13 protein-coding genes are annotated in these 16,333 nt (G+C 35.6%); 10 read left to right on the top strand and 3 right to left on the bottom strand.

Translation table 11 applies throughout. The annotated features are described in order from the left end of the window. The first annotated feature begins 32 nt into the window (after nt 1–32). From ACEWK1_RS17095 to ACEWK1_RS17105, 3 genes are all read left to right on the top strand, one after another. The gene (locus tag ACEWK1_RS17095) at nt 33–665 is read left to right on the top strand and encodes a YesL family protein (protein WP_212138723.1); all 633 of its coding nucleotides are present in this window, start codon (nt 33–35) and stop codon (nt 663–665) included. A 188-nt stretch (nt 666–853) separates the two neighbouring features. Next, entirely contained in the window at nt 854–2,185 is a 1,332-nt protein-coding gene (locus ACEWK1_RS17100; protein WP_373995081.1) for an ABC transporter substrate-binding protein, read from the top strand. Nucleotides 2,186–2,422: 237 nt separating this feature from the next. Continuing rightward, nucleotides 2,423–3,388: a hypothetical protein gene (locus ACEWK1_RS17105; RefSeq protein ID WP_212138722.1), complete on the top strand. Its 966-nt coding sequence runs from the start codon at nt 2,423–2,425 to the stop codon at nt 3,386–3,388. Nucleotides 3,389–3,590: 202 nt separating this feature from the next. Here ACEWK1_RS17105 and ACEWK1_RS17110 read toward each other — a convergent pair whose 3' ends face one another. After that, complete coding sequence (locus tag ACEWK1_RS17110; protein ID WP_212138721.1) at nt 3,591–4,838, bottom strand: oligosaccharide MFS transporter; 1,248 nt, start codon at nt 4,836–4,838, stop codon at nt 3,591–3,593. A gap of 19 nt (nt 4,839–4,857) precedes the next feature. After that, the gene (locus tag ACEWK1_RS17115; protein ID WP_212138720.1) at nt 4,858–5,844 is read right to left on the bottom strand and encodes a family 43 glycosylhydrolase; all 987 of its coding nucleotides are present in this window, start codon (nt 5,842–5,844) and stop codon (nt 4,858–4,860) included. A 627-nt stretch (nt 5,845–6,471) separates the two neighbouring features. On the opposite strand from ACEWK1_RS17115, the gene ACEWK1_RS17120 reads away from it, so the two are divergent. Beyond that, nucleotides 6,472–7,905: a glycoside hydrolase family 1 protein gene (locus tag ACEWK1_RS17120; protein WP_212138719.1), complete on the top strand. Its 1,434-nt coding sequence runs from the start codon at nt 6,472–6,474 to the stop codon at nt 7,903–7,905. 306 nt (nt 7,906–8,211) lie between these two features. Next, entirely contained in the window at nt 8,212–9,165 is a 954-nt protein-coding gene (locus tag ACEWK1_RS17125; protein WP_212138718.1) for an alpha/beta fold hydrolase, read from the top strand. A 208-nt stretch (nt 9,166–9,373) separates the two neighbouring features. On the opposite strand, the gene ACEWK1_RS17130 is transcribed toward ACEWK1_RS17125, so the two are convergent. Then, nucleotides 9,374–10,558, bottom strand: coding sequence for a DUF4317 domain-containing protein (locus ACEWK1_RS17130; RefSeq protein WP_416636529.1), 1,185 nt, complete (start codon nt 10,556–10,558; stop codon nt 9,374–9,376). A gap of 235 nt (nt 10,559–10,793) precedes the next feature. Here ACEWK1_RS17130 and ACEWK1_RS17135 point away from each other — a divergent pair, with 235 nt between their 5' ends. The 5 genes from ACEWK1_RS17135 (at nt 10,794) to ACEWK1_RS17155 (ending at nt 16,286) form a co-directional block, all read left to right on the top strand. Further along, a complete protein-coding gene (locus tag ACEWK1_RS17135; RefSeq protein WP_379053759.1) occupies nt 10,794–12,362 on the top strand; it encodes a sensor histidine kinase in 1,569 nt (522 codons plus the stop codon). 22 nt (nt 12,363–12,384) lie between these two features. Further along, nucleotides 12,385–13,065 (top strand): response regulator, encoded by a 681-nt coding sequence (locus ACEWK1_RS17140; protein ID WP_247339198.1) that lies wholly within the window; start codon nt 12,385–12,387, stop codon nt 13,063–13,065. 186 nt (nt 13,066–13,251) lie between these two features. Then, the gene (locus ACEWK1_RS17145; RefSeq protein WP_247339202.1) at nt 13,252–14,223 is read left to right on the top strand and encodes a tripartite tricarboxylate transporter substrate binding protein; all 972 of its coding nucleotides are present in this window, start codon (nt 13,252–13,254) and stop codon (nt 14,221–14,223) included. Nucleotides 14,224–14,315: 92 nt separating this feature from the next. Continuing rightward, entirely contained in the window at nt 14,316–14,765 is a 450-nt protein-coding gene (locus ACEWK1_RS17150) for a tripartite tricarboxylate transporter TctB family protein (RefSeq protein WP_247339203.1), read from the top strand. Between the two features lie 18 nt (nt 14,766–14,783). Next, a complete protein-coding gene (locus tag ACEWK1_RS17155; protein ID WP_247347077.1) occupies nt 14,784–16,286 on the top strand; it encodes a tripartite tricarboxylate transporter permease in 1,503 nt (500 codons plus the stop codon). Nucleotides 16,287–16,333 lie beyond the last annotated feature (47 nt).

Genomic DNA, 16,333 nt, shown 5'->3' on the forward strand with positions numbered 1-16,333 from the left:
CTATTGCGGATATAAAGAGGTGGAGTATTGATATGAATGGGAAAGAAATTGTATCAAAATTAGATTTTATACTTCAATGGATTTTCCGCCTTGTTGTGTTAAATGTAGCATGGATTTTCTATTCGGTTCTTGGACTATTTGTAGCAGGTGTCTTTCCGGCTACTGCCGCTATGTTAAGTGTAGCTCGGAAGTGGATTCTGGGTGAACATGATATTAAGATTTTCCAAACATTTAAGAACGCATATCGTCAAGAATTTGCTACAGCCAATATATTAGGATGGATTTTAACGATAACCGGAGTGATTCTGTATGTTAATTTTCAATTAATGAAGAACTCAGTAAGTGTGTTCTCTGTTGTAACTCCTTTTGCCTTTTATTTAATGGTTTTCTTCTATATGATTCTATTAATTTGGGCTTTTCCAATGCTTGTTCATTATAAAGCTACCTGGAGACAACATCTTAAGAATGCCATTATTGTAGGTTTATCAAAAATTCATTATACCCTAATGTGTGGCTTAGCGATTTTTGCGATATTGTATCTATCTTTAAGCTATCCGGGAATCATTCCTTTTTTCACGATTAGTGTCTTAGGGATAGGTGTGATGTGGGTTACGTTGCGGGTCTTTACTAGAATGGATCAGGGAGTAACCGTGAAATCACTGTGAAATGCTGTAGCATCTATTAAATGTTTATTCCTACCTATAGTAAAAATAAATACAGCTATGAGTATGCATAAAAGTTAGTTTGTAAGCGCTTGTCCTGAGGTGGCGAACTTAAGGGAGGTGAAACGATCGAATTAATTTCATTATGAAAAACTCTAGGCTTTAAAAATGATAACCAAGGGGGAAGAAAATTGAAAAAGTCGTTATCAGTACTATTGGGGTTACTAATGTGTTTTATATTAGCGGCATGTAACGGAGGAGATTCAGCATCTGGTGAGGCGACGGAAAAGGAAGTTATTGGTGGAGAGGTTGAAAATGCAACTGAATTAAAGTATTGGACATTTGTTGAATTGCATATGGATTTCTTTAAAGACGCAGTTCCTCGATGGAATGAACTTCACCCAGATAAACCGATTAAACTTGTTGCTGAAACATTTCCTTATGATCAAATGCACAACAACTTATTATTAGCGCTACAATCTGGTAAAGGTGCACCTGATATTTCTGATATTGAAGTAGGTCGTTTTCCGAATTTTTTACAAGGTGAGCCACAGCTTTTACCTATGAATGAATATGTTGAGCCTGAGATGGATAATTTCATCCAATCTAGATTTGACATTTATGCTAAAGATGGTAACTACTACGGTATGCCTACACATGTTGGTGCTACTGTCATGTATTATAACAAAGAAATTATGGACCAAGCAGGTGTTGATATTAGTTCAATCAAAACGTGGGATGACTATGTAGAAGCGGGTAAAAAGGTTGTTGAAAACACTGATGCTGTTATGACAACAGTTCATACGGGTGATGCAACTACTTTCCAACAAATGATTAGTCAACAAGGTTCTGACTTATTTGATGATGAGGGTAATTTAACAATAGATAGTCCTGAAAACATCAAAACACTTTCTTTGTTGAATGATATGCTTAATACACATAAAATTGCTGAGTTAACACCTGGTGGCGAGCCACATGCTGAAGAATTTTATGCATTTATGAATGAAGGAAAAGCGGCATCTATCTCTATGCCAATGTGGTATATGGGACGTTTCACTGATTATATGCCTGACCTAAAAGGCAAAATGGTGATACGACCAATGCCTGCTTGGGAAGAAGGTGGAGATCGCTCGGTAGGTATTGGTGGAACTGGTACTGTTGTTACAAATCAAACTGAGCATGCTGAGCTTGCGAAGGAATTCCTAGCATTTGCGAAACTTTCTAAGGAAGCAAATATTAAACTATGGACAGTTCTAGGCTTTGATCCACCTCGTTGGGATGTGTGGGAAGATCCTGCAGTTCAAGAGGATAACAAATTCTATCAATACTTCGGTACAGATATCTTTGAAACCTTACTAGAAATTAAAGATGAAATTAATGGTATTAACGTAACAGAACAATATCCAGATGTTCTGACCGAACTTAATACCAATACATTAAATAATGTACTAAGACAGAAATCTGAATCTCCTGAAGATGCTTTAAAGAAAGCGCAGGAAACAGTTGAAGCAAATATGCAGTAAGTAGATTAAAGGGTTGAAACATTTTGGTTTCAGCCCTTTTTTAGTGTTACAGAATCAGTTTGTTTGTAAAAGTTAAATCTGAGTAAGCGCTAGGATTCACCTGTGACGTTTAGGTATAAACCTGTTTTAGACCTGTTTGGAGCTCCCCTCTAGAAATTTAACGAAACTTATATAAGTTTAAATCGTATAATAGGTAATGATTGGAATAATTAACATAACTTAGAAGGGGAGAGGGCCATGGCGGAAATTTTTATTGGATTTATTATAATTGCATTCTTTATTATTTTAGGAAGTACATTATTTTCAGCACCTAAGAACAAATCATTAAGAAATGACCCAATCCCAGAGCAACTAGGTGTTCAGTTAGAGGAAGGAATACCGATTGTGAAGAAGCTCGATCAATCCTTAACACACTCTTATATCGATAATGTGAAAAACCGTGTTTTGCAGGAGCATCCGAAATGGAAGGATCATGAGTTTGATTGGGGTATGTTTGAGTTAAAGCGTTATTTCTTCATAAATAGCTTATTAAAATCAGTTCCGATGTTTAGCCATCACGTAGATGAAATTTGGCATGAGATGTTAATGTTTACAAGAGATTATGAAAAGTTTTCAAAGGACTTTTATAATGATACGCTGCATCACACGCCGAATATGGATCGTACACCGATTCCGGGTGAACGAGCCTTTTTTGATTGGGTATATATTAGTTTGTTTGAAGTAACTACGAACAGCAGAGCTATTTGGGGGCGCTTTTTACAGAACCCAATCAAGCGTGAAATAATAGAGGATTTTCGTCAATTATCTGAAGATGAGTTGCTTTCAACATATTTTAGAAAAAATGAAGACTGGTTAGAAGTAAAGAGATATTTAATTCGTAAAATGAAAAACGAGATTCTTGAGGCAGAGCAGCAAAAATCAGGCTCGAAAAAGTTTACTCCACATACATCAATGAGTGATACCAATATTTATTCCTATGCAGCAATGGCAGCTATCTTTTATTCGTTATATGACGAAGATCAATTTCATGAGCATATGAGTGAAGTAGTACCTGAAGAATATGATAAAGGTGTTCCTTTCAGTGGTGGTGGATCTTCTTGTTCTGGTTTTGCATGTAGCAGTGATTCAGGTGACTCGGGTGGCGGTGGAGATTCAGGAGGAGGTTCCAGCTGCTCCAGCTGTGGAGGGGGCTGCAGTAGTTAAGGGAACATTTTCCTTTGCTAGTAGTGTCTAAGAAGAATGTGATTTTTATATGGGAGACCTTCTCAGGAGGAGAAGGTACAATTAGAATGAAGGTAATCTAGATGAAAAAGAACACAATTTTTAGCCAGTTAGGCAAATTGCGTTCTTTTTTTATTCTGCTAGTTTATGATATTAAACCTTCATCATTTTTCTATTTATATCACTAGGCAACCAAGTTTCTGTTAAACTGAGGCTGCTGTTTTTCACTTTTCATAATGAACGCACCAATGGTAACGAATACAATGACGATCAATGACAATACAATATAGGAGTTTTGGAATCCAATTGCACTATATAGTATCCCCATTACATAAGAGAAGATGGTGATACCAATTTGTTTTGCAAAGTTAAATCCAAGCATATAGACAGTTGCTGATAGGCGAACATCGAATACACCTGTAATATATTTCATAATAGAAATGAGCATCAATGGCATTTCAATAGATGCTAGTATTCTCCAGAAGGAAAGCATCCATATCTCAGTTAAAAATGCTGATCCTAGGATACGGACAAATAAAATAATACCCGCTAGAATGAGTCCGTTTTTAGCTCCTATTTTGTTAATAAACCATGGTGTTAACAGCATAAAACCTGCTTCAAGAAAGATTTGTAAGGATGTGATACGACTAAAAATGAGCTCTCCTCTAGATGTATCATCAAAAAAGCTAGTAAAATAATTTGGGAATTGTTGATCAAAGACATCAAACATTGTTGCGATCCCAATCATCATGATACAGAATCCCCAAAAGCTTCTGTTCTTAAATACATTCATGATATTTTCTTTTGTAACAGGGTTTTCTTCATGCTCTTTTGAAACTTCCTGGCTGCCAGTATCTTCATTTTTTACACGCAGTGCCCAGAGAAGTACACCAAGAATAATGGCAGAAACGGTACATGCCCAGAAAATACTATAAGGGTTACGTACAAACATGATACCGCCAATAAATGCAGCAGTACCGCCAGCTAATGAACCGAATAGACGAACATGGCCATACTCATAATTGTTTTCACGTGTACTACGTTCGATGTATGCTTCGACAACACCGACACCACCATTTAAACATAGGCTTAAGAAAGCCCCACCAACTACTGCCCCAAATATAGCATTGATTTGAAGTAGTGGGATAAATGCAAATTGAACGAATGGGCCAATAAATAAAAGACATAGAACGACAAAGCCAAAAAGGTATTTTTTTAAGCCTAGCTTATCTTGAATTAATCCATAAATTGGTTCTAATATTAGGGCGGTTATAGCCATTGCTGAAAATACGATTCCTGAAACACTTGTATCCAGATGGGCTGTTTTATGCAACCAAAATGGTAAAAAGGCGAATATTAAAGCCCAGATCATGAAGTAAAAATAGTACATACCGCCAAAGTTCCAAAATTTAAGTTGGTTTAAGTTTTTCATTATCTTTGAATCCTTCTTTCTACTTTAAAACTTCCGGTGTTTTTGGTGTCCATCTTTTATCTGGAACAGGTACTCCAAATATTGGATTTCCTTGTTCATCCCACTCGATTTTTTGAGCACGTGCTTGACGGTTTGGTTCATAAAGTGGATCCCCCACTAATTCTGTGTAGTTACGAGCATGATAGACTAGAATCGTATCTTTACCATCTGGAGACTCCGTAAAACAATTATGTCCTGGTCCATACTGACCATTTTCGGGACAACTTTGGAATACTGGCTCCTGACTTTTCGTCCATGAATTTGGATCTAGTAAATCATCATCTTCACTTGCAGTTAAAAGACCCATGCAGTAGTCTACCCCAGTCGCACTTCCTGAAAATGTGATAAATACTTTTCCGTTTTTAATTAAAACAGCTGGTCCTTCATTAACCCAAAATCCTTTAATTTCCCAAGGTAGTTCAGGCTTGGTAAGCATGACCGGTTTAGTTGATATGGTCCATGGATTTTCCATTTTAGAGATATATAGATTTGAATGTCCTTTAATATCTAAGTCCTGCTGTGCCCAAACGTAATATTGTTCACCTTTATGGAAGAAGGTAGTAGCATCAAGAGAAAACGTTGACATTTCAGTTTTAACTTCGCCCTTTTCAACCCAAGTACCCTCTAGTGGATTCTCGGATACGTTTTCAAGAACGTACATTCTATGGTTAAATGTATTGTCGTTAATATTCGTATCAGGTGCAGCAGCAAAATAAATGTACCATTTATCATTTGCTCGATGAATTTCTGGAGCCCAGATTAAGTTGCTTAATGGTCCATTATCATGTTTCCACCACACAGCTACTTCTGTGGCATCGTGTAGATCATTCAATGTTTCTGCTCTTCTTAAAACAATACGATCATAAAGAGGATGGGAACCTGTAAAATAATAAAAACCATCCGTATGTTTATAGACGAAAGGGTCTGCTCGTTGTAAAACAATTGGATTTAAAATTTCTTCTGCCATCTTAAAACACTCCTTTTTTAAATGCATGTTAACGCTTAATTTTTAAATAGAATGAATGAATGAATCATTCTATTTATCTACTTAGTTAAGCTTTAGGGAAAATGATTTCATTCTTGAATTCATAAAGTGATGTTCTGTTTTTTAATTTACCAGTTGTACGTACGTATGTCAATCGCAATCTCAATTATTGTAAAAAAATATCCTTTTTAAAGGTTGAAATGGGTTACAAAAACAAATTATGTACGTACGTCTCGTGTATTTCCATTATCTGTTGCATGAATAGGTACTGTGTTGATCTGGTTGGTGTTACATGTTGTACGTATATATATTCGTGAATTTGGTGAATATGCAGGAATGACTGTGATCGGTAGTAGTTGGTGAATCCTTCTACAGTTCGAAAGCCTTTACATTCCTTTGGTAGAATGATATATTAATATCAAAGTTTATATAACTTATGGATTGTTACTGATAAAGCAGGCAAAACCTAAGTTGCTTAGAAATAGAGGAGGGAATCCTTCTGTTTTCTTGAGCAATTTAGGTTTTTTTTATGCGAAAAATGACCTTTTATTAGTGATGAGCTATTTCATTTTTAACAATGTTTCAAAATACTAGATGAGGTGATAAATAATGACTAGTAAATTTCCAGAAGGATTTTTATGGGGTGGAGCAACAGCTGCTAATCAATTAGAGGGAGCATACCAAGAAGGTGGAAAAGGCCTTAATTTAGCGGATGTACTTCCAGGAGGAAAAGGGAGACTAAAGCTTTTAACTGATACTGGATTTAATTTTGAAATTGACCACTCAAAATATGTGTATCCTAATCATGAAGGAATCGATTTTTATCATCGATATAAAGAAGATATCGCATTATTTGCAGAAATGGGCTTCAAAACGTTTCGTTTAAGTATTGCTTGGTCTCGGATTTTTCCGAACGGTGATGAAGTAGAGCCAAATGAAGAAGGTCTAGCATTCTACGATCGAGTGTTTGATGAACTAGCAAAGTACAACATCGAGCCATTAGTAACAATTGCACATTACGAAACGCCATTGCACCTGATAAAAGAATACGGTGGCTGGAGAAATCGTAAATTAGTAGAATTCTTTGAGCGTTATGTAACAGTTCTTTTCAATCGCTATAAAGAAAAGGTGAAATATTGGCTTACGTTTAATGAAATTAACGGAGCAACACATATGCCATTGTTTGGTCTTGGTTTTTCACCTGAAAGTGAAGAAACACGTCTTCAAGACAGCTTCCAAGGGCTTCATCATCAATTTGTTGCAAGTGCTAAAGCTGTTCAACTAGGACATGAAATCATTCCAGGTTCACAAATTGGCTGTATGCTTATCTATGCACCTGTTTATTCTTTTGATAGTAATCCTGAAAATATTATGTACGCACAGCAAGAGGCTCGTATTTTCAATAATTTCTGTGGAGATGTTCATGTTCGCGGTGAATATCCAAGCTTTATTAACCGTTACTTCAAAGAGAACGACATTAACATCAAAATGGAAGATGGCGACCTTGAAATCATAAAAGAAGGTACAGTGGACTTTATTTCATTTAGTTACTATATGTCACGAACTGATAAGAAGAACAAAACTCCTGAAGAAATTGGTCAAGGAAACTTGATTGGTGGAGTGAAAAATCCATTCTTAGATGCAAGCGATTGGGGCTGGGAAATTGACCCTGTTGGTCTTCGTATTGCTTTAAATGAACTATATGGCCGATATCAAGTGCCTTTATTCGTTGTTGAAAACGGTCTAGGTGCTTACGATAAGGTAGAAGAAGATGGAAGCATTAACGATGATTATCGCATTGATTATTTAAGAGAGCATATTAGAGCAATGCGTGAAGCGGTAGAAGATGGTGTTGAATTAATGGGATATACTGCTTGGGGATGTATAGACTTAGTAAGTGCTTCCTCAGGTGAAATGTCTAAGCGCTATGGATTCATTTATGTAGACAAGCATGATGATGGAAGTGGAAGCTTAGAGCGTAGTAGGAAAAAATCATTTCATTGGTATAAAAATGTTATTTCTACGAATGGAGAAGAGCTTTAAAAATTATAACAGGTATGGTCAGGGAGAGGCTTCTATGTGGTTTTTACATGGAAGCCTTTTTTAATTGTCAATAAAAGCAAAGGAGAATGATCTAAATAGCTTCATCAATTCTCAACTTGTTTATCAAACGGTAATGTTTGTTTTTTTTCTTCAAGAATCATTCTGTATAAAAAGTGAAGGATTACACCTTCTATCCTTAAATTTGTACCATCTAAATAAAGGAAAATAGTAATAAAAAATTAACGTAATAAAAATATTTTAAAAATAACATGGTGGTATAATTTTACAAAAAAAGGTGGTGAGGAAATGGAGAAACAAATTCATGTAAATGTAAAGAAGAAAAGGTTCAATTTTTTAAGATGGTTTGGGGTTTGTCTAGGTATGCTAATGTTAATTGGTTTTACTTATCAGCAAATTATGACTAGAGTAACAGCTGACATGTATCCTCCGGTAGGTGAAATGATTGATATAGGAGAGTATACACTACATTTGCATGCTCTTGGGGAGAAAACGAACCTTCCGACAATTATTCTTGAATCTGGTTTGGGTACGCCATCTTCGTATAAGGACTGGGAGAATATACAAGAGGAACTATCAAAATACACGAGAGTTATTTCATATGATCGAGCAGGATATGGCTGGAGTGAGTCTGCTTCAAATGAGCGAACAGCAGAACAAATTGCAGATGATTTATTTAAATTGCTTGAACAGGCGGAGGAAAAGGGTCCGTTTCTTTTAGTCGGCCACTCTTTTGGTGGGTTTACATCACAAGTATTTGCTCATAAATACAAAGAGGATGTGGCTGGACTTGTGCTTATAGATTCTTCACATGTTGATCAAGAGGGAGGATTTTCAAAAGGTGAAAGTTACCTAATTAGAGGGCTAAAAGAATTAGGTGTCGGAAGAATATTAGAGTTGATTAATATGCTACCTATCTATTCAAATGATGAACTATCTGTTCACTTTTTCCATCAACATTTTTATAACGATAATCAAATAAGTGAGCTAGAATTTATGATGACCAAATCAGCAGAACAGGTTCGTGCCGCTCAAGCGGAAGGCTTCGGAAATATCCCGTTATTTATTTTGTCAGCTGAGCATGATGAATACCCAGAGTGGTCAGAACTGCAAGCCCAAACTGCTTCGTTATCCTCAGATAGTAAACATATCGTTGTTAAGGATGCTAGTCATTATATCCACAAAGATGACCCGCAGATCGTTATTGACACAATTATGAGTATGATTGAAAAACGACCATAGGTTAATAAGTAAAGGAATTCACTAGTAACAACTAAGGGTAATTAGCTAGCGGGTAAGATAATAAACAAAAGGAAATGTGAAAAGGTGGTACATTTCCTTTTGTCTATGGCTCTATTTTCCAAAATCTTAGTATGTTGTGTTGTGCTTCCATTTATATAGAAAAATTAGATTAATTCTTAGTCAAAAGACACTCGTTTCAAAGTAAAAGCTAGTCTTCCTTTTGTTCCCCACCAAAAGCCTCTGGAATCATTGTAAAGCCTTCTATTACAGTATCTTCTTCCACTTCAATCATCAAATAACGTTTGCCACCTAACTGTACTTGTTTGACGTACCTTAAGTCTTGTGGGCTAATAGAGATATTCGCTATTTTTGTATTGATTTTAATTGATTTTGAAGTGAACTTTGGTAGAACACTGTTTGCTTTTATCTCATATTTGTCATCATCAATTATTTTTTTGAAGGCTGTTTCTACCTTTTCGGTGTTGATATCTTCTAGACCGCTCATTTTTAAAACTCGTTCAACATCTTTTGTGTCTAACTTTGGTAGTTCTTCCTCTTCATTTTCTACAATCATACGGTTTATTTCTTCATACACATTTGAAAGAGTAGATGTATTTAGTTGATCACCGGTTACGTCTTTAATAATTTCTTCAAAAACAATTTTATCGTCCTTTGCGGTCATTGTTTCTTCGCCGTTTAACACTTCTTCTATGAATTGATGATCTGGCTCATGGACCTTGCCGGCTGAATACAGAATGTGATTAACATCAGCTGCATTGTCCGAAAAGCACGGAAACAAAAATCCAGCAATTGGAGAATTAAGGTTAATAATCGGATCAACAACAAAATTATATTTGAACTCCCTTTCAACATAATCAAACAGTAGCTCTTTCTTCGGCTCTTGTGTGTTGTTAATACTGCACAAAATAAAGGGATGAGAATAAACAGTATCTCGATCACTTTCCTCAGCATCATCGTTTCGTCGTTTTGTTGGCTTGAGGTATTCTCCCTTTATGAATGTAACAACTATGTCCATCTCATATTGTCGTATAAGCAGCATTTTGCCCACAATTTGCAGCATTTGCTCTTTCCAACCTTCAACATCATGACTAAGTAATCCTTGATGTAAGATAAGCTGGCTATTATTTTCAGCATTTCGTTGAAACTTTAATTCAAATAGCTTTTCATCCAGCTGACCAGCTAGCAATTTTTTGAAGTTATTCATAAATAACTCCTGTTGATCTTGATCTAGCATTTCAAATGGTTGACTCTGGTGATGATAAATCTCACTTGATTCTTTCATAATATAAACATTAAAAATGTCAGAGATCTTGAGTAAATCATTATCTATTTTGAATTGTTTTCGAATAAGTGCAACATCTTTTTTGTTCATGACTTTCCACTCCTAAGCTACCTTGAGGTATTCTCACCTGTTTCGTAATTCATCTATTTTACCATATTTATTTAAGTGTTATTAATGTCTTTCATTTTCTTACAGTGAAAGGCATTTTCTATTCTTTTGAAAGTTCGTTTGAGTCAGAATATTCATTCATGTATTATAAATATAAATATCTCAAATTATATTATTTTGTTTGATCTAGTAGTTTACGAGTAAAATGGAGGTTGATATGAAGGTTCAGTTTACATTACAAACTAAAATTTTAGGTCTCATTTTCTTTCTTATTTTACTTGTTATTGGAGTTCTTACAGCTACATTTGCATTCAATGAAACAAAAGAGGATGTGAAACAGGCTGAGGAATTGGCCCTTCAAACAGCTCAAACTCTCTCGTTTATGCCTGCAGTCCAGGAGGGTTTTCGAGAACAAAATGCTAATAGGCAAAATATGAATTTGGTTATAACTAAAATGATGAATCAAGTAGATGCTTCAAGTATTTTTATTGAAAATCGGGAGAAAAAAATAATCGCTGGAGAAAAGCCCATATCAGAATCTCATGAAACATATAAGGCTCTTGTATTTGGTAGTTCCTATGTTACTCATGTTGGGAAGAAAGAAGAAGAGGTTTTAAGAGGAATAGCTCCAGTCATTCTTAACCACGGTGATTATACAAAGGTAGAAGGAGCAGTAGTTGTTGAGTTTCAGATGCTACAAATCCGTGACCGTATTTCAGGTGAAGTAAAAGGAATGGTGATGACTTCTGCAATTGTATTAATAATAGGAGTTATCGGAAGTATTGTTCTTGCACGTAATATTCGAAAAGATACTCTTGGGCTGGAACCTTATGAAATCGCTTTATTATTTAGAGAGCGTAATGCCATTTTACAATCAGTCAAAGAAGGTATTATTGCCATTGATCAATACGGCAAGGTTACGATGATGAATAAATCAGCTCAACAAATTTTAGACATTTCAAGTCGAGATGAAGTTCAGAGAATTAATGAAATAATCTCATCTGATACTATTTTAAAACTAATGGAATCAAAAAAAGATGTTGTAAATGAGGAAGTGCAGTACAAGGATCGTACTCTTATCGTTAATACTCAGCCAGTTTTAGAGGATGGAGAAAGTGTTGGAACAGTCGCCACCTTTAGAGACAAAACGGAAATGAAAAAGATGGTTGATGCATTTTCTGAGGTGAAGCAGTATTCAGAAGACTTACGAGCACAGACACATGAGTTTACAAATAAGCTTTATGTCATATTAGGATTAATTCAACTTGGTAAAAAAGAGGAAGCCATACAACTAATTCAAGAAGAAACAAAATCACAAGAACATCATGGCGAACTAATTTTTAATTCAATACAAGATGAGAAAATTCAAGCAATTTTACTAGGAAAACTTGCGAAAGCATCTGAAAAGAAAATTGTCTTTCATATTGAAGAAGAGAGTTCAGTATCTCCTCTATCAGAAAAATTTAAACTTGCACCGCTAATTATTATTTTAGGAAATATATTAGATAATGCGTTTGATGCAGCTGCTGATAGCAAAGAAAAAAAAGTTTCTTTTTTTGCAACCGATTTTGGGAACGATGTTTTGTTTGAGATAACAGATAGCGGCAAGGGAATACCAGATGGCATGGAAGAAGCCATATTTGATAAAGGTGTTTCATTAAAGGGAGAAAAAAGAGGGTATGGCCTTGCGAATGTGAAAGAGGAAGTGGAACTTTTAGGTGGCTTTATTGAATTAACAAGTACGGAAGATGAGGGGACTGTATTTTCGGTATTTTTACCAAAGTAATAGAAAAAGAGGGGGAACGGGTATGATTAACGTCATTATAGCTGAGGACGACTTTCGTGTTGCCCAAATTCATGAGGCATATTTAGCAGAAGTGAAGGAGATGAATTTAGTAGGAAAAGCAAGCAATGCTAAGGAAACGTTTGAATTATTGGAGAAATTAGATGTTGATTTACTTTTATTAGATGTGTATATGCCTGACCAGCTAGGCACAGAGCTTTTAGCCGAAGTAAGAGAAAACTATCCTGAAGTTGACATCATCATGATTACAGCGGCAACAGACAAAACCTTTATAAATAAAGCACTAAACTATGGAGTAGAACATTACTTAATAAAGCCGATCACCATTGAACGATTTAAAGAAGTAATGAATCAGTATAATAAGAAAAAAGAGTTGTTGAAGTCTGTAACAGATGTGAATCAAGATTTTCTTGATTCTCTATTTGGATCAGGTGAAAAACAAATAGAAAAGCCTTTGCTTCCTTCAGGTATTGATTATGTTACGTTAAAAAAAGTAAAGGAAATCATCGAAATTGAATTCGATGGAATTACATCAGAAAAAGTCGGCAAAAAAATGGGTGCTTCACGAACAACGGCGAGGAGATATCTCGAATATTTAGTTGGAACGGGTGAAGCTATATCAGAGCATGTATATGGAATTGTTGGAAGACCAGAGAGACGTTACTACTCGAAAAAAGCAGAGTAGCAGCGTCTCTCTGCTGCATTGTGAACAAAATGAATAAAACTAAATTTAATTTATTTATTACTCAATATTTTGAAAACGTTTACATAAATAGGCTTAATCGATACGATATTCATAGGTAAAGCAACACACATTTAATAGCAAGAGGGTACGTGTATCAAAAATTGTTAATAAGGGGTGTTAGTTTTTATGAAAAAGATAGGAATCTTACTTTTATTGATGGCTATTTTAACAGCATGTTCAAATTCAGCTTCAGGCAACAAGGAATTTCCAAATAAAAATATTGAAATCGTTGCTCCTGCATCACCAGGTGGTGGATGGGATTTAACAGCAAGATCGATTCAGCAAGGTTTAAAAGATAATAGTTTAGTAGATAGCAATATCAATGTAATTAATAAGCCTGGTGGCGGAGGAGAAGTTGGTTGGAAGTACTTGGAATCTAAGGATGCTCACTTCTTAGCTGTAAATTCAAGCTTACTTCTTACAAACAATTTACTAGGGCAAAGTCAGTTAACACACAAGGAGTTTACACCAATAGCAACACTTGCAACTGAATGGATTTCGATTGCCGTTCCAGTTGATTCGGAATTTAAATCAGCAGATGAAGTGATGAAAAAGTTAAAAGAAGATCCTAAATCATTAAAAATTGGAGTAGGTCCAGCACTTGGAAATAATGACCACTTATCATTTGTTCAAGCTTTTAGTGAATACGGAGGAGATCCTTCTCAACTTGATTTTCTTGTTTATGAAGGTGGCGGAGATGTTGTAACAGCATTACTAGGAAATCACGTAGATGTGATTACAACTGCATTATCTGAAGTAAAAGATCAGCATTTAGCTGGAAAGCTTAAAATACTGGCTGTTTCATCTGAGGAAAGAGTAGAAGAGCTTGATGATGTCCCAACATGGACAGAACAAGGAGTTGACATGGTTTTCCCTCACTGGAGAGGAATCATGGGACCACCTGATATGACAGAAGAAGAAATTGCGTACTGGGATGAAAAAATTGGTGAACTGGTAAAAACAGAACAATGGCAAAAAGTACTTGAAAATAATGATTGGGACGATTTTTATAAAAATAGTTCAGAAACAAAAAGCTTCCTTGAAGAACAAGAAAAATCATATACAGAGTTAGTTAATAACTCTGGACTTGTAAAGTAATTAAAAAGTTAACCTTCCCCATAACGGGAAGGTTAACTTTTCATCAGTAAGAATACTTAGTAAGAAATAAATAGAGAAAGGGGCGAGTTCTAATGAAAATAATTAAAATGGGAATGCCGATCTTTTTGATCCTACTAAGCGTTGTTTTCTTAATTGGATCTTTCAATCTACCAAAAGCGAATTTAGGCAATCCAAACGGTCCTCTTTACTTTCCAATCGGATTAAGTTTTTTATTATTGATTTTTAGTGTTTTATATCTCTTCCAAGAACTTAAAACATTAAATAAAGAAAACAAGAAAATCACACAAATGCTTTCCGGGCGAACTCCTAAACTTATTGGTTTAACCGTTTTATTAGGTGTAGGGTATGCGTTCATTTTTGAGATCATTGGATTTTTATTTTCTACAGTTCTGTTTCTAGGCGCACTATTATTTGTCGTGAATGGCAAACAAAAGTGGAAAGTTAATTTGATTGTAACGGTTTGTTTCTCATTTTTATCCTGGTATGCATTTAGTGTGTTACTAGGTGTTAGCTTACCATAGGAGGTGACTTAAATGGATATGAATAATTATCTCGAAGGATTAATGACATCCTTAGAGCCAATGAATATATTGTGGGTTATTGTTGGTGGATTTTTAGGAACAATCGTAGGGATGTTACCAGGGCTTGGGCCAGCAACAGCTGTAGCGGTATTGATACCCATTACTTTTGGAATGGAGCCGATCAGTGCAATCATCTTAATGGCTGCAATTTACTATGGTGCCATGTACGGTGGATCAAGGAGTTCGATCTTATTAAACACACCTGGTGATGGGTCAGCTATTGCCGCAACCTTTGATGGATATCCTATGGCTCAAAAGGGTCAAGCGGGTGAAGCAATGGCCATTTCAGCAGTAGCTTCCTTTATTGGTGGAATTATGGCTGTTATAGGATTTGTCTTCCTTGCTGAGCCACTTGCAAATTTCGCTTTAAAATTTGGACCAGCGGAATACTTTCTTTTAATGCTTCTGACACTTTCTGCAATCGTGTCACTTTCGATTGGCAAAATGATCAAAGGGTTTATAGCCATGTCACTGGGACTATTATTGAGTACAGTCGGAATTGATACACAAACAGGTGTTTACCGTTTTACTTTAGGGATCCCTCATTTCAGTGAAGGAATCGATTTCTTAATTGTGATTATTGGGGTTTATGCAATTGGTGAAGTGCTATACAATTTCCTCACAATTGATCAGCTTAAGAAGGAAAAGAAAAAGGTCGGGAAAATTTGGTTTAGCAAAGAACAATGGAAACGTTCAAAGTGGCCAATTTTAAGATCTGGACCACTTGGATTTATTATTGGGGTGCTTCCTGGAGCAGGTGGATCTATTGCGTCCATGATCAGTTATTCGACAGAAAAGCAAATGTCTAAAAAGCCTGAGGAATTTGGTAAGGGTGCTGTTGAAGGTCTTGCTGCACCGGAATCTGCCAATAATGCTGCATCTGTAGGTGCAATGATTCCGTTATTAACAATGGGAATTCCGGGGTCTGGAACAACAGCAGTTATGCTTGGGGCACTTATTATGCTAGGAATTAAACCCGGACCACTTCTATTCGAAAATGATCCAACAACTGTTTGGTCTTTAATTAATAGTATGTTTATCGGGAATATTGCCTTAGTGATCATTAATATTTTACTAGTGGGTGTTCTTGTCAAAATTCTTGATACACCAGCGAAGGTGCTTTATCCAATCATCGTGTTACTAGCTTTCATTGGGACCTATACACTAAGTTATAGTGCTATTGACTTCTTTTTATTGCTAGTTTTCGGATTATTCGGACTTATGCTTAAAGTATTGGATTTTCCAATTGCTCCACTTGTTTTAGCTTTAATTGTTGGAGCGGATATGGAGCAAAACTTCCGAAAGGCCGTATTATCATCTAATGGAAGTATCGACATTTTCTTTGCATCACCAATTTCAATTACTCTCATTTTCTTAACGATTCTATCAATTAGCTATCCAGCTATTATAAAGTACTTTCAAAAACGTAAAGAGAGAAAAAATATCAATGTAAATATGTAAGGGAAAAGCCAGTGTTATTTTGCATTTAGCAGAATACACTGGTTTTT

The sequence above is a fragment of the Metabacillus sp. YM-086 genome, from assembly GCF_048059995.1.
Taxonomy (GTDB): domain Bacteria; phylum Bacillota; class Bacilli; order Bacillales; family Bacillaceae; genus Metabacillus; species Metabacillus litoralis_B.